At 74.4% G+C, this 25,425-nt stretch carries 17 protein-coding genes and 2 pseudogenes; 14 read left to right on the forward strand and 5 right to left on the reverse strand.

Annotation, left to right across the window (positions count from 1 at the left end):
- The first annotated feature begins 32 nt into the window (after positions 1–32).
- The 4 genes from ABD946_RS25330 to ABD946_RS25345 all read left to right on the forward strand — a co-directional run bounded on the left by ABD946_RS25330 (position 33) and on the right by ABD946_RS25345 (position 8,618).
- Positions 33–359: an MGMT family protein gene (locus tag ABD946_RS25330; RefSeq protein WP_345287340.1), complete on the forward strand. Its 327-nt coding sequence runs from the start codon at positions 33–35 to the stop codon at positions 357–359.
- Positions 360–551: 192 nt separating this feature from the next.
- Positions 552–3,848, forward strand: coding sequence for an ATP-dependent helicase (locus ABD946_RS25335; RefSeq protein ID WP_345287342.1), 3,297 nt, complete (start codon positions 552–554; stop codon positions 3,846–3,848).
- Positions 3,849–4,042: 194 nt separating this feature from the next.
- On the forward strand, positions 4,043–7,246 hold the full coding sequence (locus ABD946_RS25340; RefSeq protein WP_345287344.1) for an ATP-dependent helicase: 3,204 nt from the start codon (positions 4,043–4,045) through the stop codon (positions 7,244–7,246).
- A gap of 190 nt (positions 7,247–7,436) precedes the next feature.
- On the forward strand, positions 7,437–8,618 hold the full coding sequence (locus tag ABD946_RS25345) for a PP2C family protein-serine/threonine phosphatase (RefSeq protein WP_345287346.1): 1,182 nt from the start codon (positions 7,437–7,439) through the stop codon (positions 8,616–8,618).
- A gap of 170 nt (positions 8,619–8,788) precedes the next feature.
- Here ABD946_RS25345 and ABD946_RS25350 read toward each other — a convergent pair whose 3' ends face one another.
- The gene (locus tag ABD946_RS25350; protein ID WP_345287348.1) at positions 8,789–9,697 is read right to left on the reverse strand and encodes an endonuclease/exonuclease/phosphatase family protein; all 909 of its coding nucleotides are present in this window, start codon (positions 9,695–9,697) and stop codon (positions 8,789–8,791) included.
- Between the two features lie 61 nt (positions 9,698–9,758).
- Here ABD946_RS25350 and ABD946_RS25355 point away from each other — a divergent pair, with 61 nt between their 5' ends.
- From ABD946_RS25355 to nudC, 5 genes and pseudogenes are all read left to right on the forward strand, one after another.
- A complete protein-coding gene (locus ABD946_RS25355) occupies positions 9,759–10,370 on the forward strand; it encodes a PadR family transcriptional regulator (protein ID WP_345287349.1) in 612 nt (203 codons plus the stop codon).
- Positions 10,371–10,390: 20 nt separating this feature from the next.
- Entirely contained in the window at positions 10,391–11,164 is a 774-nt protein-coding gene (locus tag ABD946_RS25360) for an ABC transporter ATP-binding protein (RefSeq protein WP_345287350.1), read from the forward strand.
- Positions 11,161–13,986, forward strand: coding sequence for an FtsX-like permease family protein (locus ABD946_RS25365; RefSeq protein ID WP_345287351.1), 2,826 nt, complete (start codon positions 11,161–11,163; stop codon positions 13,984–13,986). The genes ABD946_RS25360 and ABD946_RS25365 overlap by 4 nt, the downstream gene beginning before the upstream one ends.
- Positions 13,987–14,111: 125 nt before the next feature.
- Positions 14,112–15,513: pseudogene (locus ABD946_RS25370) on the forward strand (dipeptidase).
- A gap of 66 nt (positions 15,514–15,579) precedes the next feature.
- Entirely contained in the window at positions 15,580–16,512 is a 933-nt protein-coding gene (nudC, locus tag ABD946_RS25375) for an NAD(+) diphosphatase (protein ID WP_345287352.1), read from the forward strand.
- Between the two features lie 106 nt (positions 16,513–16,618).
- Here the strand turns inward: nudC and ABD946_RS25380 are convergent, their stop codons facing one another.
- Entirely contained in the window at positions 16,619–17,113 is a 495-nt protein-coding gene (locus ABD946_RS25380) for an ATP-binding protein (RefSeq protein WP_345287353.1), read from the reverse strand.
- Positions 17,114–17,289: 176 nt separating this feature from the next.
- Between ABD946_RS25380 and ABD946_RS25385 the strand changes: the two genes are divergently transcribed.
- Positions 17,290–18,192: a GntR family transcriptional regulator gene (locus ABD946_RS25385; RefSeq protein ID WP_345287354.1), complete on the forward strand. Its 903-nt coding sequence runs from the start codon at positions 17,290–17,292 to the stop codon at positions 18,190–18,192.
- A 25-nt stretch (positions 18,193–18,217) separates the two neighbouring features.
- On the opposite strand, the gene ABD946_RS25390 is transcribed toward ABD946_RS25385, so the two are convergent.
- Complete coding sequence (locus ABD946_RS25390; RefSeq protein WP_345287355.1) at positions 18,218–18,475, reverse strand: mycoredoxin; 258 nt, start codon at positions 18,473–18,475, stop codon at positions 18,218–18,220.
- Between the two features lie 303 nt (positions 18,476–18,778).
- Between ABD946_RS25390 and ABD946_RS25395 the strand changes: the two genes are divergently transcribed.
- The 4 genes and pseudogenes from ABD946_RS25395 to ABD946_RS42910 all read left to right on the forward strand — a co-directional run bounded on the left by ABD946_RS25395 (position 18,779) and on the right by ABD946_RS42910 (position 22,554).
- Positions 18,779–20,947 (forward strand): ATP-dependent DNA helicase UvrD2, encoded by a 2,169-nt coding sequence (locus ABD946_RS25395; RefSeq protein ID WP_345287422.1) that lies wholly within the window; start codon positions 18,779–18,781, stop codon positions 20,945–20,947.
- 240 nt (positions 20,948–21,187) lie between these two features.
- The gene (locus ABD946_RS25400) at positions 21,188–21,619 is read left to right on the forward strand and encodes a hypothetical protein (protein ID WP_345287357.1); all 432 of its coding nucleotides are present in this window, start codon (positions 21,188–21,190) and stop codon (positions 21,617–21,619) included.
- 170 nt (positions 21,620–21,789) lie between these two features.
- Positions 21,790–22,153: pseudogene (locus ABD946_RS25405) on the forward strand (WhiB family transcriptional regulator).
- Positions 22,154–22,161: 8 nt separating this feature from the next.
- Complete coding sequence (locus ABD946_RS42910) at positions 22,162–22,554, forward strand: hypothetical protein (protein ID WP_380150137.1); 393 nt, start codon at positions 22,162–22,164, stop codon at positions 22,552–22,554.
- 158 nt (positions 22,555–22,712) lie between these two features.
- Here ABD946_RS42910 and ABD946_RS25415 read toward each other — a convergent pair whose 3' ends face one another.
- Together ABD946_RS25415 and ABD946_RS25420 are read right to left on the reverse strand one after the other, a co-directional pair.
- Positions 22,713–24,065: an ABC1 kinase family protein gene (locus tag ABD946_RS25415; protein WP_345287359.1), complete on the reverse strand. Its 1,353-nt coding sequence runs from the start codon at positions 24,063–24,065 to the stop codon at positions 22,713–22,715.
- Positions 24,066–24,184: 119 nt separating this feature from the next.
- Positions 24,185–25,297, reverse strand: coding sequence for a TOMM precursor leader peptide-binding protein (locus ABD946_RS25420; RefSeq protein ID WP_345287426.1), 1,113 nt, complete (start codon positions 25,295–25,297; stop codon positions 24,185–24,187).
- Positions 25,298–25,425: the final 128 nt, after the last annotated feature.

The raw sequence follows: 25,425 nt of genomic DNA on the forward strand, positions 1-25,425 counted from the left end.
CGGCTGTCGGTGCTGTTTGGCAGGATGCCAGAGTGACGAACCGTGAGCCGCCGGATGAGCCCGAGGCGTACGTCGAGTCGGTGCTCGCACTGACCGAGCGGATCCCGCCGGGCCGGGTGATGACGTACGGGGACGTGGCCGAGTACCTCGGCCGGGGCGGCCCCCGGCAGGTCGGCCGGGTGATGGCGCTCTACGGGGCCGGGGTCCCCTGGTGGCGGGTGATCCGGGCCGACGGGCGTCCGCTGCCGGGCCACGAGCACCGGGCGCTGCCGGAGTACCGGGTGGAGGGCACACCGCTGAAGCTGGTCGGCGGCGAGCCGAGGGTGGACCTCAAGAAGGCACGCTGGGACGGCGGTTGAGGGGCTGGCTCTCGGGCCGGGCCGGGCGGGCGCCGCCGGGGCACGCACCTCGCCACCTTCTCGTCAGTCGCCGATGCTCCGCATGGACTCCTTCCTCGGCGGCGCCGAGGCACGCACCCCAACGACGCCCGCTGATCCGGCCCGGCCCGAGAGCCAGCCCCCCGATCTTCGTACGGCGGTTAGGCTCGTCGGATGGCTTCTCCGTTCCGTCTGGTCCGCAACGCACTGGCGCAGCCGGTGGCGCCCGTGCTGGACGAGTACCAGCGGGCGGTGGCCGAGCACGGGGCCGGGCCGCTGCTGGTGCTCGCGGGGCCGGGGACGGGCAAGACCACCACATTGGTGGAGTCGGTGGTGCGGCGGATCGAGCGCGGCACCGACCCGGAGCGGATCCTGGTGCTGACCTTCAGCCGCAAGGCGGCGGCGGAGCTGCGGGACCGGATGACGACCCGGCTGGGGAACGGCTCGGCCACTCCGCAGGCCACCACCTTCCACTCCTTCTGCTACGCGCTGCTGCGCGCGCACCAGGCTCCCGAGGCCTACGCCGAGCCGCTGCGGCTGCTCTCCGGGCCGGAGCAGGACGTGATGGTCCGTGAGCTGCTGGCCGGCGGGGCGGAGGACGCCCGGGCCGGGACGGGCAGGTTCGACTGGCCGCTGGACCTGAGGGCCTGTCTGACCACCCGCGGCTTCGCCGACGAGGTCCGCGCGGTGCTGGCGCGCAGCCGGGAGCTGGGGCTCGGCGGGGAGGAGCTGAGCCGCTTCGCCGCCGGGGTGCAGCGGCCCGACTGGTCCGCCGCCGCGCACTTCCTGGCCGAGTACCTGGACGTGCTCGACCTGCGCGGGGTGCTGGACTACGCCGAACTGGTGCACCGCGCCGTGCTGCTGGCGGAGCGTCCGGAGGTGGGCGGCGAGCTGCGCGAGAAGTACGACGTGGTGTTCGTGGACGAGTACCAGGACACCGACCCCTCCCAGGTCCGTCTGCTGCGGCAACTCGCGGGCGGTGGGAGGGACTTGGTGGTGGTCGGCGACCCGGACCAGTCGATCTACGCGTTCCGCGGCGCCGACCTGAACGGCATCCTGGACTTCCCGTCCGCCTTCCCCAAGGCCGACGGCGGCCCGGCCGAGGTCAAGGTGCTCCGGGTCTCCCGCCGCTCCGGCGCCGTGCTGCTGGCCGCGGCCCGGGAGCTCACCGGCCGGATGCCGATGGGGCGGCTGCCCGCCGGCAAGCTGGCCCAGCACCGGGCGCTGCTGCCGTCCCGGGAGGGCGGCCGGGTCGAGGTGTACACCTATCCGACGCCCGGCGCCGAACTGGACTCGATCGCCGACCTGCTGCGCCGCGCCCACCTGGAGGACGGGATCCCCTGGGGCGAGATGGCGGTGCTGGTCCGGGCCGGTGCGCGGTCCATCCCGGGCGTGCGGCGGGCGCTCGGCGCGGCCGGTGTACCGCTGGAGATCGACGGCGACGACCTGCCGCTGCGCGAGGAGCCGGCCGTGGCCGCGCTGCTCGCCGCCCTGCGGGTCTGCGCGCACCCGGCGGCGGCGTGCGACACCGAGCAGGCGCACGCGCTGCTGACCGGGCCGCTCGGCGGACTGGACGGCTCCGACCTGCGGCGGCTCGGGCGGGCGCTGCGGGAGGAGGAGCGGCAGGCGCTGCGGGGTCCTGACGGAGCGTCGGAGGACACCCCGCTGGTGGTGCGGTCGGCGGAGGAGCTGATCCGGGAGGCGCTGGCCGAGCCCGAGCGGCTGGTGGCGATGGAGCCCTCCTACGCCCGGCGGGCGCTGGAGCTGGGGATGCTGCTGCGCAAGGTGCGCGAACTGCTGGCCGGGGGCGGCAGCGCCGAGGAGGCGCTCTGGCAGCTCTGGGACGGCGCGCGCCGCTGGCGGGAGCGCCTGGAGCGGGCCGCGCTCCGGGGCGGCGGCCCGGCGGGACGGAACGCGGACCGCGACCTGGACGCGCTCTGCGCGCTGTTCGACACCGCGGCCCGGGCCGAGGAGCAGTCCGCCGGGCACCGGGGCGCCCTGGAGCTGCTGGCCGAGCTCGAGGCCCAGGACATCGCCGCCGACACCCTGACCGTGCGGGCCGTCCGCCCGGAGGCCGTCCGGCTGATGACCGCGCACCGCTCCAAGGGGTTGGAGTGGCGGCTGGTGGTGGTGGCCGGGGTGCAGGAGGGCCTCTGGCCGGACCTGCGCCGCCGCGGCTCGCTGTTGGAGGCCGACCGGATCGGCCGTGACGGCCTCGCCGAGCCGCTCTCCCCGGGCGCCCTGCTGGGAGAGGAGCGCCGCCTCTTCTACACCGCCGTCACCCGGGCGAAGGACCGGCTGGTGGTGACGGCCGTCAAGGCACCGAGCGAGGACGGCGACGAACCCTCGCGCTTCCTGCGCGAGCTCTACCGGGAGGAGGTCGACCGGGCGAGCGGGAAGGTGCTGCGGCGCACCCCGCCGGTGACGGTGGAGGAGGTGACGCACCGTCCGAAGCGGCCGCTCTCGGTCGCGGCGCTGGTCGCCGAACTGCGTGCGGTCACGGTCGACCCGGCGCAGCCGCCCGCACTGCGGCGGGCCGCCGCCGAACGGCTGGCGGTGCTGGCCGCGGCCGCCGACGAGGACGGCGTGCCGCTGGTGCCGGCCGCCCACCCCGACCGGTGGTGGGGCCTGGTGGACCGGACCGAGTCGGCGAAGCCGCTGCGGGATCCGGCCGAGCCGGTGCGGCTGTCGGGGAGCGGGCTGGAGCAGCTGGACGGGTGCTCCCTGCGGTGGTTCCTGGAGAAGGACGTCCGGGCGGGGTCCACCACGACGGCGGCACAGGGGTTCGGGAACGTGGTGCACGCGCTCGCCGACGAGGTCGGCTCCGGGCGCACCCCGGCGGACCTGGCGGTACTGATGGAGCGCCTGGACACGGTCTGGGACGCGCTGGCCTTCGACGCGCCCTGGAAGTCGCAGCAGGAGAAGGAGCAGGCGCGGGCCGCCCTGGAGCGCTTCCTGCACTGGCACGTGCTGGAGCGCGGCCGGGTCACCGTGGCCACCGAGCAGGACTTCGACCTGACGCTGCCGGTGGGGGACCTCTCGGTGCGGATCCGGGGGTCGATGGACCGGGTCGAGCAGGACGGGGCGGGGCGGGTCTACGTGGTCGACTTCAAGACCGGCAAGCACCTGCCGACGGACAAGTCACTGCCCGAGCACAAGCAGCTGGCGGTCTATCAGCTCGCGGCGCGCAGCGGTGCGCTGGACGGCGTGGCCGGGCTCGGGGAGGCCGTGGAGGTCGGCGGGGCGGAGCTGGTGCACCTTCGGGCGGAGGCCTCGAAGAAGGAGCCGGAGGCCCCGAAGGTGCAGCACCAGGGGCCGCCGGCGGAGCCGTGGATCGAGGGGCTGCTGGCGGAGTCGGCGGGGCGGGTGCTCTCGGAACGCTTCACGCCCAAGGCGAGCGAGGGCTGCGCGCGCTGCTCCTTCCGGGCGTCCTGCTCGGCGCAGCGCGACGGGCGGCAGATCCTCGACTGAGAGGGCGGGCCGGGGAGCGAGGTCCAGTTGCAGCGACCCAGGGGCGCGGGGAACTGCGCGCAGGGGAACGGCAGCACGTGCAACTGGCTCGCGTGCCCCCGATCCAGCGCTGGTCCGCCTTCCGTACTCGCGCAGTTCCCCGCGCCCCTGGAGGCGTAGCCACGTTCGTCAGGGCGTCGTCTTAGGCTGGGCGGATGAGATCCGCGCTGAGCAGCCCCGAGGAGTTGAAGGCGCTGCTCGGGGTGCCGTTCAACCCGGAGCAGCTGGCCGCGATCGGGGCGCCGCTGGAGCCCGGGGTGATCGTGGCGGGGGCCGGGTCGGGGAAGACGACGGTGATGGCGGCCCGGGTGGTTTGGCTGGTCGGGTCGGGGGCGGTGCGGCCGGAGCAGGTGCTGGGGCTGACGTTCACCAACAAGGCGGCGGGGGAGCTGGCCGAGCGCGTCCGGGCGGCGCTGCACCGGGCCGGGGTGGCGGGCCCGGAGGAGGAGGTGCTCGGGGAGCCGGAGATCTCGACGTACCACTCGTTCGCCGGGCGGCTGCTCAAGGAGCACGGCCTGCGCCTGGGCATCGAGCCGGACGTCCGCCTGCTGGCCGACGCGACCAGGTACCAGCTGGCGGCCCGGGTGCTGCGCTCCTCGCGCGGGCCGTACCCGCACCTGACGGGTGCGTTCAGCAGCCTGGTCGCGGAGCTGGTCGCGCTCGACTCCGAGCTGGCCGAGCACCTGGTGGAGCCGGAGCGGCTGCGCGCCTTCGACCGGGAGCTGATCGACCACGCCGCCACCGTCAGGCTGAGCAACGACGACCTGCGCCCGATCCCGGTGACGGCCCGGGCCCGGCTGGAGCTGCTGGAGCTGGTGGAGGAGTACCGCCGCCGCAAGCGCCGGGCCAACCTGATGGACTTCGGCGACCAGATCGCCGCCTCGGCCCGCCTCGCGCAGGAGCGCCCGGAGGTCGGGCGGCTGCTGCGCGAGCAGTTCGGGGTGGTGCTGCTGGACGAGTACCAGGACACCTCGGTGGCCCAACGCCTGATGCTGGCAGGGCTGTTCGGCACCGAGGGCGGGCATCCGGTGACGGCCGTGGGGGACCCGTGCCAGGCCATCTACGGCTGGCGCGGCGCCTCGGTGGCCAACCTGGACGACTTCCCGAGGCACTTCCCGCGCCGGGACGGCTCCCCGGCCCACCGGTACGCGCTGAGCGAGAACCGCCGCAGCGGCGGCCGGCTGCTGGCCTTCGCCAACGAACTCGCCGCCCCGCTGCGGGAGATGCACGAGGGGGTGGAGGCGCTCCGCCCGGCCCCGGGGGCCGAGCTGGACGGGTACCTGCGCTGCGCGCTGCTGCCCACCCACGCCGAGGAGATCGACTGGCTGGCCGACCGGATCGCCCACCTGACCGCGACCGGCACCCCGCCGGGGCGGATCGCGGTGCTCTGCCGGGGCGGTTCGGCCTTCCCGGACATCCATGCCGCGCTGGTGGCCCGCGAGGTGCCGGTGGAGGTGGTCGGGCTCGGCGGGCTGCTCCAACTCCCGGAGGTGGCCGACCTGGTGGCGGTCTGCGAGGTGCTCCAGGACCCGACCGCGAACGCCTCGCTGGTGCGGCTGCTGGTCGGCCCGCGCTGGCGGACCGGCCCGCGTGACCTGGCGCTGCTGGGCCGCCGGGCCGCCGAGCTGGTGCGCACCGGCCGGTCCGAGGGCGCCGACCCGCTGGCGGCGGCGGTGGCCGAGACCGACCCGACGGAGGTGGTCTCGCTGGCCGACGCGCTGGAGACCTTCATCGACACCGAGCAGCCGGACGAGCTGCCGTTCTCCCCGGAGGCCCGCCACCGCTTCGCCCAACTGGCGCGCGAACTGCGGGACTTGAGGCGGGTGCTGGCCGAGCCGCTGATGGACGTGCTGCACCGGGTGCTGGCCGTCACCGGCCTGGAGGTCGAACTCTCCGCCTCCCCGAGCGCGTTGGCCGCCCGCCGGCGGGAGACGCTGCACTCCTTCCTGGACGTGGCGGCCGGCTTCGCCGACCTGGACGGGGACCCGGGGCTGACCGCCTTCCTGGCCTTCCTGCACGCCGCCCAGGAGTACGAGCGGGGCCTGGACAGCAGCCTGCCCGGCGGCGAGGACACCGTGAAGGTGCTCACCGCGCACAAGTCCAAGGGTCTGGAGTGGGACGTGGTGGCCGTCCCCGGCCTGGTGAAGGACGCCTTCCCGAGCAGCCGGGGCCGGGAGCGCTGGACCAGCACCAAGCAGGTGCTCCCGCACGAGCTGCGCGGCGACGCCGCCACCCTGCCGGTGCTGGGCGGCCTGACGCCGCGTGACATGAAGGCCTTCAAGGCCGAGATGGCCGAGCACGGCCACGTCGAGGAGCTGCGGCTCGGCTACGTCGCCTTCACCCGCCCGCGCGAGCTGCTGCTGGCCTCCGGCCACTGGTGGGGGCCGAGCCAGAAGCGCCGCCGGGGCCCGTCCGCCTTCCTCGCCGCGCTGCGCGAGCACGCCGAGCGGCCCGGCAACGGCGAGGTCGAGCTCTGGGCCGACCCGCCGCTGCCGGAGGCCGAGAACCCGGCCCTGGACACCTCCGTCGAGACCCCCTGGCCGCTGCCGCTGGACGCCGGCGCCCAGCTGGCCCGCCGCCGGGTGGCCGAGGTGGTGCACCGCCGCCTGGCCGGGCAGCCCGCCCCGCCGCCGGAGCCGCAGGCCCCCGAGGACGAGCGCCGGATCGCCTCCTGGGACCGCGACCTGACGGCCCTGCTGGGCGAGCTGGCCCGCTCCCGCCGCGCCGTCCGCGAGGTCGAACTGCCCGCCTCGCTCTCCGCCACCCAGCTGCTGCGCCTGAACGCCGACCCGGACGGCTTCGCCCGCGACCTGGCCCGCCCGATGCCTCGCCCCCCGCAGCCGGCCGCCCGCCGGGGCACCCGCTTCCACGCCTGGATCCAGGCCCAGTACCAGCTGCCCTACGAGGAGCTGCCGCTGGTCGGCCCCGACGAGCTGCCCGGCCTCGACGACGAGGGGATCGAGGACGAGCACGACCTGGAGCGGCTCAAGGAGGCCTTCCTGCGCAGCCCGTACGCCGGGCGGCGGCCGCACCGGGTCGAGGTGCCGGTGCAGCTGGTGCTCGGCGGTCGGGTGGTGCGCGGCCGGATCGACGCGGTCTACCGGGACGGTGACGGTGGCTCAGGGTCACCTCGGGACGAGCGCTGGGAGGTGGTGGACTGGAAGACCCAGCGGGACGAGGCCGCCGATCCGCTCCAGCTCGCGGTCTACCGGCTGGCGTGGGCCGAGTTGACGGGCGTAGAACCCGAGCAGGTCACCGCTTCGTTCCTGTACGTCCGCAGCGGCCGGGTCGACAGGCCGCCAGGACTTCCGGGGCGAAAAGAGTTGACTCGGCTTCTGATCGGGAATAGTGAAGAATGAGTCACGCAGCGCATCCATGCCGTCACGGCCGCGTGCGAAACCTGTGCTCCATGCACGTTTCGCGCCTATTGTGGGGTCGGTAACCGGTCAATCAAGGTACTCCGGCCGCCGGGCAGGGCCCCACCTCTGACCCTCAGTCATCACCGCAGGTGCCACGGGCGCCTGCGCACCCTCGCTGGAGAGACCGAAGTTGAGCGCGACCGGATGGATCAAGGACCGGCTCGCGGGGCCTTCCCCCGGAGCCGTGCCGGGCACGGTCACCGGAACGTGGCCGAAGACCTCGATGGCGCTGCCGTTCATCGGCATGCTGCTGGTGCTCGCCCTGGACTGGTTCAGCGCCACCGCGCTGACCGTCGAACCCGCCCTCACCGCCGTCCCCGCACTGGCCGCCGTGGTCAGCCGCCGCACCTGGTATCCGCTCGCGCTCGGCCTCGCCACCGAGGCCGTCGCCTTCCTGCTCGCCTGGTACAACGGCGTGCTCGGCCAGTCCGTGCACACCGCTACCGTGCTCGCCATCGCGCTGGTGGCGGCCATCGGCTGGGTCAGCGCCACGCTGAGGGTCCGTCAGGAGCAGGCCCTCGCCGACGCCCAGCTGGTCGCGGAGGTGGCGCGGAGGGTGCTGCTGCGCTCCGTCCCGGACCGGCTCGGGTGCGTGCGGGCCGCCGTCCACTACGCGGCCGCCGCCGCGCACGCCTCCATCGGGGGCGACCTGTACGAGGTGGTCAACACCCGGCACGGCGTGCGGGCCGTCGTCGGCGACGTCCGGGGGAAGGGGCTGGCCGCCGTCGAGACCGCGGCGGCCGTGCTCGGCGCCTTCCGCGAGGCCGCGCACCAGGAGCCCGAACTCGACCGGGTCGCGGGGTGGCTGGCCGTCAGCCTGGACCGCGTCCTGCACGAAGGGGAGCACCCCGGCGTCGAGGAGGAGTTCGTCACCCTGGTGCTGATCGGGGTCCGTCCGGACGGGTCCGTGGAGATCGTCAACTGCGGGCACCCCGCCCCGCTGCTGCTCAGCCCCGGCGCACCGGCCCGGGCGCTGGAGCTGCCGGAGACGGTGCCGCCGCTCGGGGTGCTGGACCCCGCCGACGTCCGGCCGCCGGTGCAGCGCATCACCATCGCGCCCGGGGACCGCATCCTGCTCTACACCGACGGCGTCATCGAGGCCCGGGACCACCGGGGCGCCTTCTACCCCCTGGCGGAGCGGCTGCCGTACTGCGCGGTCGGATCGCCGACGGAGGTGCTGCGGCGGCTGCACGAGGACGTCGTGCGGCACGTCGGGCACAAGCTGGGGGACGACGCGGCGATGCTGCTGCTCCACCACGAACCCGTCCAGCTCCCGCAGCAGACCACCACGGAGCTCGTTCCGGCCACGTAGGCGGTTGCTTCTGGCGCGACGTTCAGTTGCAGCGACCCAGGGGCGCGAGGAACTGCGCGCGGGGGCACGGCAACACGTGCAACTGGCTGACGTGCCCCGATCTCACGCTGGTCCGCCTTCCGTACTCGCGCAGTTCCCCGCGCCCCCGGCATCACCATCCGGTGCGCCCGCTACAGGTCGACCTCGACGAGGAGGGGCCGGTGGTCGGAGACCGGGGTGCGGGGGGCCGTGATGGTGCCGACGGCGGTGCGGGGGACGCCCATGGCGAGGACGTGGTCGAACTGGACCGCGGGGCGGTGGGAGGGGTAGGTCGGGGTCTTGGCGAGGTCGTGCCAGCCCCGCAGGACGCGCCGCCGCCGCGGCCCGGGCTGCCGCGCCGGCCGCTGCCCGAGCGCGGCCGCCCCGCCGAGCACGGTCCGCGGCACGGCCCCGATCAGGTTGAAGTCCCCGAGCACCAGGTGCGGCCCCGGCAGGTCGGCGATCCACCGCCGGATCGCCGCGAGCTGCGCCATGTTCCAGCCCGGCACGAAGGACAGGTGGGTGGCGACCACGGTGAACTCGCCGTTCCCGCCGCGCAGGACGGCGGCCAGCGCGGCCCGCGGCTCGTCCGGCACCGGGGTCAGCCCGCGCCGGCCGGCGACCCGCAGCGGGAGGCCGAAGGGGGCCGGGGCGAAGCGGCGGGCGCGCCAGTGGGTGACGGGCAGCCGGGTGAGCAGCGCCGTCCCGTACGAGGGGACCTGGAGGGCGGTGCCGGCCTCGGCGGGGCCGTAGACCTGGAGGCCGGGCCGGTCGGGGTCGAGGATCCAGCCGGCTCCGGCGGCCGGGCGGCCGTGCAGGGCGGCGGCGAACCGCCAGTCGCCGGCGCCCATGGCCTTGGCGGCCACCGCGGTCTGGTCGGTGAAGCCCGAGCGCTCCTGGTGGCGGTCGACCTCCTGGAGGGCGAGCACGTCCGCGTCGAGGGCGGCGACCGCTTCGGCCAGCGGTTCTCCCGGTTCGGCGGGGAAGGGCAGCGGGCTGCCGTCGGCGGCCAGCGGGCGGCCGTGCAGCAGGTTGAAGGTGGCGATGCGCAGCTGGCTCACAAGGCATGACGGTACCGGCTGCGCTTGAGCCGGTGGGGCATACCGGGTATACATACTCGGTATGTCCATCCGTCACGGTCTGCTCGCCCTGCTCGACCAGGGCCCGCGCTACGGCTACCAGCTGAGAACCGAGTTCGAGTCCCGCACCGGGGCCACCTGGCCGCTCAACGTCGGCCAGGTCTACACCACGCTGGGGCGTCTGGAGCGCGACGGCCTGGTGGTCCCGGACGGTGAGGACGAGGAGGGCCACGTCTTCTACGCCGTCACCGAGAAGGGACGCGCGGAGCTGCGCAGCTGGTTCGACACCCCGGTGCCGCGGACCAATCCGCCCCGGGACGAGCTGGCGATCAAGCTCGCGATGGCGGTCACCGTGCCCGGCGTGGACGTCACGGCCGTGGTGCAGGGGCAGCGGCGGCACAGCATGAAGGCGCTGCAGGACTACACCCGGCTCAAGGGGCAGGCGCTGACCGCCCAGGAGAGCGGGTCGGACCTGGCCTGGCTGCTGGTGCTGGAGCAGCTGATCTTCCAGACCGAGGCGGAGATCCGCTGGCTGGACCACTGCGAGACCCGTCTCGCCCAGCACCGCCCGGCCGCCCCGGCGGCTCCCGCCGAGGCCACCGAGCCCGATCCGGAGCCCGCCCCACCCCGCGCCCGCAGGCGCGCCCGATTCTGAACCACCGTCAGGGGGAAGCGATGAGCACCCAGAACGACCGGTCCGGCACCGCCCCGGTGCTGCACCTGGAGAACGTCACCCGGGTCCACGGCCAGGGGGCGGCCGAGGTGCACGCCCTGCGCGGCGTCGACCTCAAGGTCCACCCCGGCGAGCTGGTCGCCGTGATGGGGCCGTCCGGCTCCGGCAAGTCGACGCTGCTGACGCTGGCCGGCGGGCTGGACACCCCGACCTCCGGGCGGGTGCTGGTCGAGGGCAGCGCGCTCGGCGAGCTGAGCCGCCGTCAGCAGGCGCAGCTGCGCCGCCGGGCGGTCGGCTACGTCTTCCAGGACTACAACCTGATACCGGCGCTGACCGCCGCCGAGAACATCGCGCTGCCGCGCGAGCTGGACGGGGTCTCCACCCGGGCGGCCCGCAAGGAGGCGATGGCGGCCCTGGTCGAGATGGGCATCGAGGAGCTGGCCGACCGCTTCCCGGACGACATGTCGGGCGGTCAGCAGCAGCGGGTGGCGATCGCCCGGGCGCTGATCGGGGACCGCCGCCTGGTGCTGGCCGACGAGCCGACCGGTGCGCTGGACTCCACCACCGGCGAGTCGGTGCTCGCGGTGCTGCGGGCCCGCTGCGACGCGGGTGCCGCGGCCATGCTGGTGACCCACGAGGCCCGGCACGCGGCCTGGGCGGACCGGGTGGTCTTCATCCGGGACGGCCGGGTGGTGGACGAGAGCGTCAGCCGGGACGCGGCCAGCCTGCTGGTCTCGGCGGCCACCAACAGCGTGAACGGCCCGGTGGCGGAGTGAGCCTGACCTCGTGGCGGGTGGCCCTGCGGATCGCCCGGAGGGACGCGCTCCGGGCCAAGGGCCGCAGCGCGCTGGTGATCGCGATGATCGCGCTGCCGGTGCTCGGGGTGACCGGGGCCGACGTGGTTTTCCGCAGTGCCCAGCTGGAGCCGGAGCAGAAGATCGTCCGGATCATGGGCGAGGCCGACGCGATGGTGTCCGCGTACGGCCGGGGCATGACGGTCGTCCAGCCGCCGAACCCGGGCGAGGGCGCCAACGCGGACATGCCCCGGGATGGCCAGAAGCCCACCCCGGAGCAGCAGAAGAGCCTGGACACGGAGCCGGCCGCGCTGCTGCCGACGCTGCTCCCGGCGGGCACCCGGCTGACCCCGGTGGACGAGGGTGCGTCCGCCAACGTCACCACCAAGGAGGGCCTGCTCAGGACCCGGCTGACCGAGGCCGACCTGACCGACCCGGTCTGGAACGGCCACACGGTGCTGACCGGCGGCCGCCTGCCGACCGCCGCGACCGAGGTGGCGGCCACCCGGGGGTTCCTGGAGCTGTCCGGCCTGAAGGTCGGTGACACCACGACGGTGCGCGGGCCGGACCGTCCGTTCACCATCACCGCCGAGGTCGAGTTCCCGGGCGACCTGGGCGTCAGCCAGCTGGTGCTCCGGCCGGGCGCCGCGCCCGCGCCGGAGAAGAAGGCGGACGCCGAGCGGTTCGGCACCGGTAAGTGGCTGGTCCGGCTGCCGGCCGGGGCGGAGCTGACCTGGCCCCAGGTGCTGGAGCTGAACAAGTACGGCTTCTCGGCGACCTCGAAGGCCGTGCTGCTGGACCCGCCGCCGCGCTCCGCGGTGCCGTACTACCAGCAGCAGTCGGGTTCGCAGCTGATCGACAAGACCGCGCTGGCGGTGCTGGCCACCGTGGTCGGCATGGCGCTGCTGGAGATCGTGCTGCTGGCCGGCCCGGCCTTCGCGGTCGGCGCGCGCCGTTCGCGGCGTCAGCTCGGGCTGCTGGCGGCCAGCGGCGGGGACCGCAAGCACGTCCGTGCGGTGGTGCTCGGCGGCGGTGCGGTGCTCGGCCTGTCCGGTGCGGTGGCCGGCCTGGTGCTGGCGGTGCTGCTGGTGGCGGCCACCCGGCCGTGGCTGGAGGAGCTGGCCGAACGCCGCTTCGGCAGCTTCGACCTGGCCCCGCTGGACCTGCTCGGGATCGCCGCCATCGGTCTGGTCACCGGTCTGCTGGCGGCCGTGGTCCCGGCCGTCCAGGCCTCCCGGCAGGACGTGGTGGAGGCGCTCACCGGCCGCGGCTCGGTCAAGCCGCCGAGCAAGCGGCTGGCCGTGCTGGGCCTGGTGATGCTCGGCGGCGGCGCGGCGATCGCGCTGCTCGGCTCGCAGGTGGCGGACCGGGCCCTGTCGGTGCTCGGCGGCTCGGTGCTGGCCGAGCTCGGCATGGTGGCCTGCACCCCGATGCTGGTCGGCCTGTTCGGCCGGCTGGGCCGCTGGCTGCCGCTCAGCCCCCGGCTGGCGCTGCGCGACGCGGTCCGCCACCGGGGCCGGACCGCCCCGGCGGTGGCGGCGGTGATGGCGGCGGTGGCCGGTTCGGTCGCGGTCGGCATCTACACCGCGAGCTCGGACGAGCAGCAGCGGCAGAACTACACGGCCTACCTGCAGCCCGGCGCGGTGCTGCTGCACACCGGCTACGGGGAGAACCGCGACCCGGCCTCGTACGCGCTCCAGCAGGGCGCGGTGGAGGGCGTCGTCCCGGACCTCGGCCCGCGCGGCGAGGTCTACCAGGCGGAGTACAAGGGCGCCCTCCACCAGCGCGGCAGCGGGCGGGTGGAGCTGATGCTGCCGAAGGACCAGCGCTGTCCGGCCAACGACCCGGCGGCCGAGGGGCTCTCGGCGGACGAGCGCGACCGGCTCTACCAGGACGAGCGCTGCAAGCGCTCGGCCGGCTACTACTCGTCCCCGGTCGGCCAGGGGCTGCTGCTCGGCGACGCCACCGCACTGGCCAACCTGACCGGGGTCCGCGACCCGGCCGCCGTCCAGGCGCTGGCCGAGGGCAAGGTGCTGGTCTTCGACCAGGCCTACCTCAAGGACGGCAAGGTCGCCCTGGCGCTGGTCGAGCCGGAGCAGGGAAACACCGATCCGATGACCGGGATGGTCCGCGGGGCGGACGGCACGCTGTCCAGGCCCGAGGTCCAGAGCCGCGAACTCGCGGTGGACGCGGTCCGGTTCGCCCCCGTGCTGCAGAACGCCGGGGCGTTCGCCAGCCGGGAGACCGCGACGCGGCTCGGTCTGACGGCGGCTCAGGCCGGCACCGTCTGGCTGCCCGCGGCGGTGCCGAGCAGCGCCGTCGAGCAGAAGGCCACGGCGGCGCTGGCCAGGCTCGGCCACGAGGGCGGTGTGACCGTCGAGCGCGGCTTCCGGCCCGAGCCCGACCTGGTGCCGCTGGCCCTGACCGGCTTCGCCGGGCTGGTCGCGCTCGGCGCGGCCGGCATCGCCACCGGGCTGGCCGCGGCCGACTCGCAGCGCGACCTGGCCACCCTCGCGGCGGTCGGTGCCACCGGCGGCATCCGGCGGCGGCTGTCCGGCTTCCAGTGCGGGGTGATCGCCGCGATCGGTGCCGTGCTCGGCACCGTCTGCGGGCTGGTGCCCTCGGTGGCGCTGCGGAAGATCGAGGCGCTGCCGCAGTTCCCGGGCGACGAGGGCCGGGAGGCGGTGATCGTCTTCCCGTGGGCGACCATGGGGCTGACCCTGGTGGTGCTGCCGGTGGTGGCGGTGCTGCTGGCGATGCTCTTCACCCGCTCACGGCTGGGCCTGCTGAGGCGCTCCGCCTGACGGCCCGTCATCCGTGATCCGTGTCACCCCGTGGGGCCCCGTGCCGCACGGGGTGACGCAGGTTACGGGACCGCCCGGTGGACGGGCCGCACACCGGGAGGCGGCGGCGAACTAAAGTCGTCCGTATGACGAAAACCCCGGACAGCGTCGTCCGCTCCTACATCGACCTCCACCGGGCGGAGTTCCTCTCCGACCTGGCCGACTGGCTCCGCATCCCTTCGGTCTCCGCCGACCCGGCCCGCGCCGGGGACGTCCGCCGCTCCGCCGAGTGGCTGGCGGCGAAGCTGCGGGAGACCGGCTTCCCGGTGGCCGAGGTGTGGGAGACGGAGGGGCTGCCGGCGGTCTTCGCCGAGTGGCCGTCCGGGGACGCGGACGCGCCCACCGTGCTGGTCTACGGCCACCACGACGTGCAGCCGGCCGCCAGGGAGGACGGCTGGGCGACCGACCCGTTCGAGCCCACCGTGGTCGGCGAGCGGCTGTACGCCCGCGGCGCGGCCGACGACAAGGGCCAGGTCTTCTTCCACACCCTGGGCCTGCGCGCGCACCTGGCCGTCACCGGCCGCACCGCCCCCGCCGTCAACCTCAAGCTGCTGATCGAGGGCGAGGAGGAGTCCGGCTCGCCGAACTTCGGGGCGCTGGTCCGGCGCGAGGCCGCGCGGCTGGCCACCGACGTGGTGGTGGTCTCCGACACCGGCATGTGGAACGAGACCACGCCGACCGTCTGCACCGGGATGCGCGGCCTGGCCGACGCCCAGATCGACCTCTACGGCCCGGACACCGACATCCACTCCGGCTCCTTCGGCGGCGCGGTGCCCAACCCGGCGGCGGTCGCCGCCGAGCTGGCGGCCGGCCTGCACGACGGGGACCGCCGGGTCGCCGTCCCCGGCTTCTACGACGGCGTGGTGGAACTGACGGAGCGTGAGCGCGAGCTGTTCGCCGCGCTGCCCTTCGACGAGGACCAGTGGCTGCGGACCGCCAAGTCCCACGGCGTGCTGGGCGAGGCCGGGTACTCGGTGCTGGAGCGGGTCTGGGCCCGGCCGACCGCCGAGGTGAACGGCATCTGGGGCGGCTACACCGGCCCCCGGCAGCAAGACCATCGTCCCGGCCGAGGCGCACCTCAAGCTCTCCTTCCGGCTGGTCGCCGGGCAGGACGTGGACGCCGTGCGCGCCGCGGTGGCGAAGTGGGTGGAGTCCAAGGTGCCGGCCGGCATCCGGTACGAGCTGGTCTTCCCCGGCGCCACCCGGCCCTGCCTGACCCCGCTGGACCACCCCGCGCTGCAGGCCACCGTGCGGGCGATGGGCCGGGCCTTCGAGCAGGAGGTGCTGTACACCCGCGAGGGCGGCTCCGGGCCGGCCGCCGACCTCCAGGACGTGCTGGGCGCACCAGTGCTCTTCCTCGGCATCTCGGTGCCCTCGGACGGCTGGCACTCGGTGGACGAGAAGGTCGAGCTCCCGCTGCTGGCCAAGGGCGTGGAGACGGCCGCGTACCTGTGGGGCGAGCTGGCCGAGAGCTGGCCCCGGGCATGAACCCTTCCGGCACCCTTGCCGACACCCTTGCGACCGAAGCCTTCCGACCGATGGGGATGGACCGCGTTGAGCACCGTGCCTGACACCAAGCAGCTGGCGCTGGCCCGGGCGGGGGTCGACCGGGCCGCCGAGCACCGGTTCGACGAGCCGTGGCTGGCCGCCGCCTGGAGCCACCCGAACACCAAGGTGCTGCCGATCGCCAGCGGCGAGGCCTTCGTGGTGGACACCGAGCACGGCACCGAGCTGGTGCTGCTGCCCTCCTTCGAGGCGCCGGAGACGGGCGACCGCTACTTCCTCGGCACCGACGAGGACGGCACCTCCTACTTCGCCCTGGTGAACGAGACGCTGCCCGGGCGCCTGGACGGCGACGCCCGTCCGGCCGGGCTGCGCGAGGTCGGTGCCCAGCTCTCCGACCGGGACGCCGGGCTGCTGGTGCACGCCGTCGCGCTGGAGCACTGGCACCGGCTGCACAGCTTCTGCTCGCGCTGCGGGCACCGGACCGAGAAGGCCGGCGCCGGGCACGTGCGGCGCTGCACCTCCTGCGCGGCCGAGCACTACCCGCGGACCGACCCGGCGGTGATCATGATGATCACCGACCCCGAGGACCGCTGCCTGCTGGGCCGTCAGGCGCTCTGGCCGGAGGGCCGCTGGTCCACCCTGGCCGGGTTCGTGGAGCCGGGCGAGTCGATCGAGCAGGCGGTGGCCCGCGAGGTCTACGAGGAGGCTGGGGTCCGGGTCGCCGAGGTGGAGTACGTGGCCAGCCAGCCGTGGCCGTTCCCGTCCAGCCTGATGCTGGGCTTCCTGGGCAAGGCCGATCCGGCGGGCACCGCGATCACGGTGGACGGGGAGGAGCTGGCGGAGGCCCGCTGGTTCTCCCGCGAGGAGCTGAAGGCCGGGATGGAGGCGGGCGAGATCCTGCCGCCCTCGGGCATCTCGATCGCCCGCCACCTGGTCGAACTGTGGTACGGCGAACCGCTGCCGAGCGCGGCCCGCTGGTAACGGCGGAGACCGTAGCGAATCGTGGTGAATAAGGGGCGTGCGGTTCAAAACCGTACGCCCCTTGTGCTTTTCTTCGGCTTTTTCGAGCGGATTCGAAATCCCTCGGTCAGTCGCTCTTCCGGTCGATTTCCAACCAGCAGCTGACGGTCTTTCCGGTCAGCCTGGTGGTCACCGACCAGTCGGTGCACAGCGCCCCGACGATGGCCAGGCCGCGGCCGCTGGTCTCCTCCTCTCCGGCCTCCCGGGGCTCGGGCAGCGCCCGGCCGTAGTCGGCCACCGAGATCTGCAGCGCCTGCTCGGTCAGGGCCAGCGTCACCGAGACCGCTCCCCGGCCATAGCGGAGCGCGTTGGTGACCAGCTCGGACATCAACAGCTCGGCGCTGTCGGCGAGTTCGGCCGCGCCCCAGGCGGTCAGCACGGTCCGGGTCAGCTGCCGGGCCCGGGCCACGTTGCGCGGGCGCGGCGGGAAGCTGGCGGTGGCGTGCCAGGCCCCCCGGTCGGCGGCCTCCAGGGCCCGCCCGGGCCGCGGCCGGGCGCCGGCCGGCTCACTGGGTCGAAGGATGGTCGGCCGCGCCTCGAAGTGCTGCGCGGTACTGGTCACGGGCATGGCTCCGCCCCCGGTGGTGCGTGGGTGAATGCGGCGCTCATCCGGAAGGGCCGAGTGCCGCCGGGCGACTGCGAACGACCTGATCGGGACGGAAACCGAGATCCCCGATCCCGGGCAATATTGGCCGGTTTCGCTGAAATGGCGCAACCCGGATCGCTACATTCACTCGCGTGACAATCTCGCGGGGCAGTTCCCAATCACCGAAGTACCAGCGGCTGGCCGCCGACCTGCGCCGCCGGATCGCGGCCGGCGAGTGGCGCGGCGACGCGCCGCTGCCGGTCGAGACCGAGCTGGAGCAGCAGTACGGGGTCGCCCGGAACACCGTCCGGCTGGCCGTGGACGTCCTGGTCAACGAGGGCCGGCTGGTCCGGCTCCAGGGCAAGGGCACGTACCTCAAGGACCACCCGGTGCTGGACCACCGGGTCTTCGGGCCCGACCTGCTCCCCGGCCCGCCGCCCGGCCGAGCCTCCGGCCACTGCCTGACCGCGCCCACCGGCGTCTACGAGGCGGAGGCCGGGGACGCCGGGCGCCGGCTCTCGGTGGACTTCGAGATGCTCATCGTCCGCGCCAGGGTGGACATCGCCGAGCGGCTCGGCCTGCGGCCCGGCGAGGCGGTGGTGGTCCGCCGCCAGCTGCGGCTGCTGGACCGCGAGCCCTACTCGATCGAGGAGAGCCACTACCGGGCCGGGCTGGCGGCCGGCACCCCGCTGATGGAGCCGGACCAGGTGCCCGAGGGCGACGAGTCGGTGCTGGAGGCCCTCGGCCGGACCGAGATCGGCGCGGTGGACCACCTGGTCTCCCGGATGCCCGGGCCGGAGGAGGCCGCCTGGTTCCAGGGCGGCCCGGGGGCACCGCTGCTGGTGCAGACCCGGGTCAGCTACGACGCCCGGGGGCCGGTGCGGGTGATCGAGACCAGGTACTCGGCGGACCGCTGCCGGCTGGTCTACGGGCTCGGCGAGCTGGCCGGGCGGCCGGCGGTGCAGCCGGTGCCGGTGCCCGGGCCGTCCCGGCCGGTGGACGACGCACAGGTGGCCCCGTCCCGGGCGGGACGGGGCCACCTGGAGCACCACTAGGGACGGCCCCGGGGCCGACGCGGTGTCAGCCGGCCAGCGCGGCCTGGACCTGACGCAGGCTCGGGTTGGTCATCACGACCTGCTCGCCGCCGCCCGCGGGCTGGACGATCACGGTCGGCACCACCTGGTTGCCGTTGTTGACGGACTCGACGAAGGACGCCGAGGCCGGGTCCTCCTCGATGTTGATCACGTCGTAGCCGATGCCCTCGCGGTCCAGCTGGCTCTTCAGCCGGTTGCAGTACCCGCACCAGGTCGTGCTGTACATCGTGACGCTGCCGGACATTCGGGGGACTCCTTCGGGAAGGGGCGTGCGGTCTGTGCCGACAACGTCCGGGGCGCGACGGAACATTCCGCGCGCTCCCGGCGTGTGAGATACCACGCGCGCCGGTCAGTGAGGTGATTATCGTCCGCCGGCCGGGCCCTGTGGACGACGCGGACCGGAACGTCCGAGCGCCCTGCGAGGATGGACGGCATGCAGGAACAGCTCTTGGGCCTCCCCGACGGCCACGGCGACCGGTACGGCACTGCGTCAGGTGGCGGCGCGCACTACGGCGCCCCCCACGGCTCGGCCGGCAGCGCCGACGCCGTGCTGGCCGGGCTCGACCCGGAGCAGCGCGCGGTCGCCACCGCCCTGCAGGGCCCCGTCTGCGTGCTGGCGGGCGCCGGCACGGGCAAGACCAGGGCCATCACGCACCGGATCGCCTACGGCGTGCGCAGCGGCGCCTACCAGCCGCAGCAGGTGCTCGCCGTCACCTTCACGGCCCGCGCGGCCGGCGAGATGCGCGGGCGGCTGCGCCAGCTCGGCGCCGAGGGCGTGCAGGCCCGCACCTTCCACTCCGCCGCGCTGCGCCAGCTCCAGTACTTCTGGCCCCGGGCGATCGGCGGCGAGGTGCCCCGGCTGCTGGAGCGCAAGGTGCAGCTGGTCGCCGAGGCGGCCGGCCGGTCCGGCCTGCGGGTGCAGCGCACCGAGCTGCGCGACCTGACCAGCGAGATCGAGTGGGCCAAGGTCACCCAGATCGTCCCCGACGACTATCCGGCCGCGGTGCTCAAGACCGGCCGCGAGGCCCCGCGCGACGCGGCCGAGATCGCCCGGGTCTACGCCACCTACGAGCAGACCAAGCGCGACCGCGGCGTGATCGACTTCGAGGACGTGCTGCTGCTGACCGCGGCCATCCTGGAGGACCGCCCGGAGATCGCCGAGCGGGTCCGGGCCCAGTACCGGCACCTCACGGTGGACGAGTACCAGGACGTCTCGCCGCTGCAGCAGCGCCTGCTGGAGCAGTGGTCCACCGGCGGCGCCAGCCTCTGCGTGGTCGGCGACGCCAGCCAGACGATCTACTCCTTCACCGGCGCCACCCCCGACCACCTGCTGAACTTCCGCCACCGCCACCCCGAGGCAACCGTGGTCAAGCTGGTCCGGGACTACCGCTCCACCCCCCAGGTGGTCCACCTGGCCAACGGCCTGCTGGCCAAGGCCCGCGGCCAGGCCGCCCAGCACCGCCTGGAGCTGGTCTCGCAGCGCGAGGCGGGCCCGGCCCCGGTCTACGTCGAGTACGCCGACGAGCCCACCGAGGCCGAGGCCACCGCCCGGGAGATCCGCGCCCTGCTCGGCCGGGGCGTGCGGGCCAGCGAGATCGCGGTGCTGTTCCGGACCAACGGGCAGTCCGAGGTCTACGAGCAGGCCCTCGCCGACCTGGGGATCTCGTACCAGCTCAAGGGCGCCGAGCGGTTCTTCGAGCGCCCCGAGGTGCGGGACGCGGTGATGCTGGTGCGCGGTGCGGCCCGGGCCTCCGACGACCCGCTGACGGCCGACAGCCCCGCGCTGGCCGGGCAGGTCCGCGCGGTGCTGGCCACCCGGGGCTTCACCCCGGAGCCGCCGTCCGGCTCGGGCACGGTGCGCGAGCGCTGGGAGTCGCTGGCGGCCCTGGTGCGGCTGGCCGAGGAGTTCGAGTCGGCCCGCCTGACGGCCGGTCAGCCGGCCGACCTGGCGGCCTACGTGGCCGAGCTGGACGCCCGTGCGGCCGCCCAGCACGCCCCCGCCGTCGAGGGCGTCACGCTGGCCTCGCTGCACGCCGCCAAGGGCCTGGAGTGGGACGCGGTCTACCTGGTCGGCCTGACCGAGGGCACCCTGCCGATCATCTACGCCAAGACCGACGAGCAGATCGAGGAGGAGCGCCGGCTGCTCTACGTCGGCGTCACCCGGGCCCGGGTCCACCTGTCGCTCTCCTGGGCGCTCTCCCGCTCCCCGGGCGGCCGGGCCAGCCGCAAGCCCACCCGCTTCCTGGACGGCCTGCGGCCCGGCTCCTCGTACTCCGGCCCCACCAGCCGGGGCGGCCGGGGCGGCGTCGAGCAGGGCGCCGAGCGCTCCGGCGGCCGCAAGGTCCGCGGCCCGGTCAAGTGCCGGGTCTGCGACAGGACGCTGACCGAGGCGGTCGAGCGCAAGCTGCGCCGCTGCGAGAGCTGCCCCTCGGACATGGACGAGGCGCTGTACGAGCGGCTGCGCGAGTGGCGCTCCGTGCAGGCGAAGAAGCAGGGGGCTCCGGCCTACGTGGTGTTCACCGACGCGACCCTGATGGCGATCGCCGAGGCGGTGCCCTCCAGCGAGCGCGAGTTGGCCCTGATCTCGGGCGTCGGCGCGATGAAGCTGGACAAGTACGGTGCCGACGTGCTCTTGTTGTGTGCTGGCGAGGAGCCCACGGACGAGTCCGAGGCCACCGTCGAGGGGCTTCGGGGGGAGTCCGAGGAGCAGGCGTGAAGCCGCTTCCGGGAGCCGCCCGAGTCACTCCGCGAAACTCGCCGGAAAAATAGTTTGCGCGCCGTACACGGGGCGCAATAGCCTGCCGGAGCGGTCAAGGGAACGAGATCGCAAGGCCTCGGAAGGCTCCCTTCCGCACGCCTGCCAGCAGTACCGCAGTACCTGCATGACCGTCCAAACATCCGAACATCGGGGCCCGGGGGACTGGGCCGCGCGAGACGCCGAGAGGAGGCGAAGACAGTGGAAACCAAGATGATCACCAACCTGACTGGCCAGACCGTCGTCGCCGTGCCCTCGTGCGTCTCCTCGCAGGTCGTCACCGCTCCCTTCGGTCTGGGTCTCAACGGCACCGGTGTCTCCGGCGTTGTCAGTGGCTCCGGCATTAATGGCCTGGGCGGCAACGGCACCCGCGGCACCTCCGTCGAGACGGGTCTGTCCCTTGCCGGGGCGGCGTTCGGCGGCGGTCGTGGACTGCGCAGTGAGCGACCGCTCCAGGCATCGAAGGCAATCCAGGTAGACGCCGAGCATGGCGCCTATGCGGCGGCCGTCGATGCCGGGGCCCAGCAGAAGCAGGACGAGAAGCAGATCGAGGCCAAGGCCGCCTTCGCAGGCGCCGAGGCCGTCCGGATGTGGGCCTTCCGCGGCCCCGAACCCTGGAGAGTTCGAACCTGAGTAGCCTCAGGTCGGAGCCTCCAGGGCCGCGGAACCCGTCTCACACCGGGATTCGCGGCCCTTCTGTTTTGTCCGGTACGTCAAGACCCAGCCTGGACCTTCGGGTCCTCCGGTCCAGCCCCACCAGTCAGCTGGCCGGAACCACAAGCAAAGACGAGGAAGACGCCACAGTGTCCACGGTCATCACGCCGCCACTCCCGTCCGTACCGACAGACATCACCAAGGCCGACCAGGCCGACCCCCCGGAGGTTTCTCTCATGCAGCTCACCGCGATCGACGAGGCCGAGGTCAACGGCCAGCCCATCCCCTGCCGGGCCTTCGACCCGGAGGTCTTCTTCGCCGAGACCCCCGCCGACGTCGAGTACGCGAAGTCGCTCTGCGGCACCTGCCCCGTCAAGGAGGCCTGCCTGGCCGGCGCCCTCGAGCGGCGCGAGCCGTGGGGCGTCTGGGGTGGCGAGCTCTTCGTCCAGGGCGTCGTCGTCGCCCGCAAGCGCCCCCCGGGGCCGTCCGCGCAAGACCGAGGTCATGGCGTGAACCCCGCGATGACCACCGCAGTGCCCGCCCGACGGGGAGAGCAGCCCCCGCTGGGCACCACCACACTGCGCCGGTCGGTCCGCGTCGCCACAGCCAAGGTCGACGCAGCCGCGAACCCCCGTCCGTTTCCGAGCACGTACCACGAGCAGGACCACCACATGACCCCCGCAGCCGACAAGACCGCCCGCGCCGACCAGGCCAAAGAACTTCTGATCCAGAACAGGACCCGCGAGATGCAACTCATGCAAGAAACCCTGGCCCGTGCCCATATGCAGGAACGACTGCACGAGGCCGAACACCAACGGATGGGCGAGCGCCTCGACCGCGCCGCCCGACTGATGCGGAAGGCCGAGCGTGCCTCGCTCCGCGCCCGCAAGGCCCTCGCCGTCGCGGTCATGTGAGACCTGACGGACCGAGAGGTGACGGAGTGACAACCGCGTAGGCCCACGCGGCGCGTCGTTCCAGTGGTACCAACAGCAGTGCCCCGCAGTGACATTCCCCGAACGCCGATGGCCGCCCTCCTCCAGGAGGGCGGCCATCGGCGCGTTCTGACGGAGTCTCAGCCCTCTGCGGGCTCGGCGACCGGTGCGGCGAAGCCGGGCAGCCACTCCAGCATCTCGGCGCGGAACGGGGCCTTGGCGCCGAGCTGGCAGAGCACCCCGATGGTGGAGAGGGTGACCCGGTGGATCAGCAGGTAGGCGGGCGGCAGGTTGAGCTGCTTGCCCAGGTCGTACGCGGGCGAGCGCGGGTCGGCGATCCGGGCCGCCTGGGCCCGCATCCAGGCCCGGGTGAAGTGGAAGACCTCGACCGTGGCGGGCTCGATGATCGGCAGCAGGTAGTCCAGCACCGCCGTCGGGTCCAGCTTGATCGAGGGCTTGACGAAGCCCTCCTCGCGGAGCATGTCCAGCACACCGTCGGCGTCCCCGGCCAGGGCCATCCGGAGCGAGTCGCCGATCGGGGAGGGCAGGCCGCCGGGCAGTCTGTCCACCGTGCCGAAGTCCAGCACGCCCAGCCGCCAGCCCTCGGCCGGGCCGTCGTCCTTGATCAGCCGGAAGTTCCCCGGGTGCGGGTCGGCGTGCAGCAGGCCCGTCCGGGACGGGCCGGCGAACAGGAAGCGGGCGATCAGCTGCCCCGCCCTGTCCCGCTCCTCCTGGGTGCCGCCGCTGATCACCTCGGAGAGCGGGGTGCCGTCCAGCCACTCGCTGACCAGCACCTGGTCGGCCTGGGCGACCACCTTCGGGACGGTGATGTCCGGGTCGTCGGCGAACTCCTCGGCGTGCCGGCGCTGGGCCTCGGCCTCCAGCGCGTAGTCCAGCTCCTCCGCCACCCGCTCGCGCAGCTCGGTGATCAGGGGCTTGATGTCCAGGCCGGGGATCAGCGGCCCGAGCAGCCAGGCCACCCGGCTGAGCTGGGTCAGGTCGGAGAGCAGGGCGTCGCCCGCGCCCGGGTACTGGATCTTGACGGCCACCTGCCGGCCGTCCTTCCAGACGGCGCGGTGCACCTGGCCGATCGAGGCCGCGGCGGCCGGGCGGTCGTCGAAGCTGCGGAAGTTCTTGCGCCAGTCCTTGCCGAGCCGCTCGGCCAGCGCCGCGTGCACCTTGGCGGAGGGCATCGGGGGAGCGGCGTCCTGAAGCTTCGTCAGGGCGGCCCGGTAGGGGCCGGCCACCTCCTCGGGCAGTGCGGCCTCGAAGACGGACAGCACCTGCCCGAACTTCATCGCCCCGCCCTTGAGCTCCCCGAGCACCTTGAACAGCTGGTCGGCGGTGGCCTGCTGGAGCTCGGCGGTGACCACCTCGGCCGAGCGGCCGCCGATCCGCCGCCCCAGACCGAGGGTGGCCCGGCCCGCCATCCCGAGCGGCAGGGCGGCCAGCCGAGCCGTCCGGGTCACTGCCTTGCGCGGAAGATCGCTCACCCCAGGGCCTCCCTGCTACGACGCCCGTGGGTGGGCGTGTCACTACGCCATTGTGCCCGCTCCGGATGCGGGCCCGGCCGGACTGTGACCAGCGGATCACGGCTCCGCCCACGGCCCGCTCACCGGGGAGGGGCGATCACCTCCGTCCGGTGCACCGGCGGGCCGGAGGGCCAGGTGCAGCCGCAGGCCGGATGGGTGGGAAGCCGCAGGCGGCGGGCCATGCCGTCGGCAGCGGAGACCTCGCACCAGCCGTCCACGCTGGGCGGGCGGACGCCGTCCAGCCAGAGCTCCACGTGCAGGGCGGCCAGCCCCGCGACGGTGGTGGCGAGCGCGCTGTCACAGGCGGGGGTGCGGGGGCGCCCGGCGCCCTCCTCGCCGAGCTGGGCGAGCAGCCGGGGCCAGGCCTCGTCCTCGTCCCGTCTGGTCAGGGTGGCGCAGGCGCCGCAGGCCGAGGCGCCGGGCAGCACCAGCGGGCCGACCACCCCGAGGTGCTCCAGCACCCCGACGTAGAGGTGCGGCACCCCGGCGCGCATCAGCTTGTGCGCCTCGGCCGCCACCCCGGCGAAGGCGCCGGCGCCGTCCCGGGGGGCCAGCACCACCAGGGCGGGTGGCGGCTCGTCCGCGGGCCGGCGGCGCCGCTGCTCCGCGGCCGGGGTGCCCGAGGTGCGGTGCACCACCTCCCTGGCGGCGGTGGTGCGCAGCCGCCCGACGTCCGTCGGCGGGTACCCGGCGGGGGAGCAGTCCCGGGCGGTGACCCGGCCCCGGTCGGTGAGGGTGACGGTGCCGACGCCCCCGGCGGCCAGCACCGCGCCGATCGCGGCCCCGACCCGGCCGGCCCCGTGCACCTCCACCCGGGAGGCGGCCCGGCCGCGGAGCACCGCCGGGGCCTCGCCGGGGGCGGGGTGCACCAGGGAGAGTGACGCCACGTCAGGGCCGAGCAGCTCCTGGCGGGCCCGGGGGAAGCCGCCGAGGGCGGCCTGCCCGGCCTCGGCGTCGTCCAGCAGCCCGGCCTGCTCCAGCGAGCCGAGCAGCTCCTCGGCCACCTCCCGGCCGAGCCCGAGCCGCTCGCCGGCCTCCAGCAGGGCCGGCCGCTCCCGGCTGCCGTCCAGCAGCTCCAGGAAGGCGGCCACCGGCTGGCCGACCTCCTCCACCACCCGTGCGTGCCGGTGCACGGTGCCGAACTGCAGGGTCGATCCGTCCCGCCAGAGGCGGGAGAGCGCGGGCTTCACCATCGGTCGCACGGGCACCTCCGGGGAGGGTGGGGCAGAGCTGACAGAGGCAGCATGCCCGACCCGGGGGCCGTCCCGCCGAGGCCTGTCCACAGGCCCGGTGGGCTGGTACGACGATCGTTCTGCACAGC

The organism is Kitasatospora albolonga (genome assembly GCF_039535905.1).
In the GTDB taxonomy this organism is placed as follows: Bacteria; Actinomycetota; Actinomycetes; order Streptomycetales; family Streptomycetaceae; genus Kitasatospora; species Kitasatospora albolonga.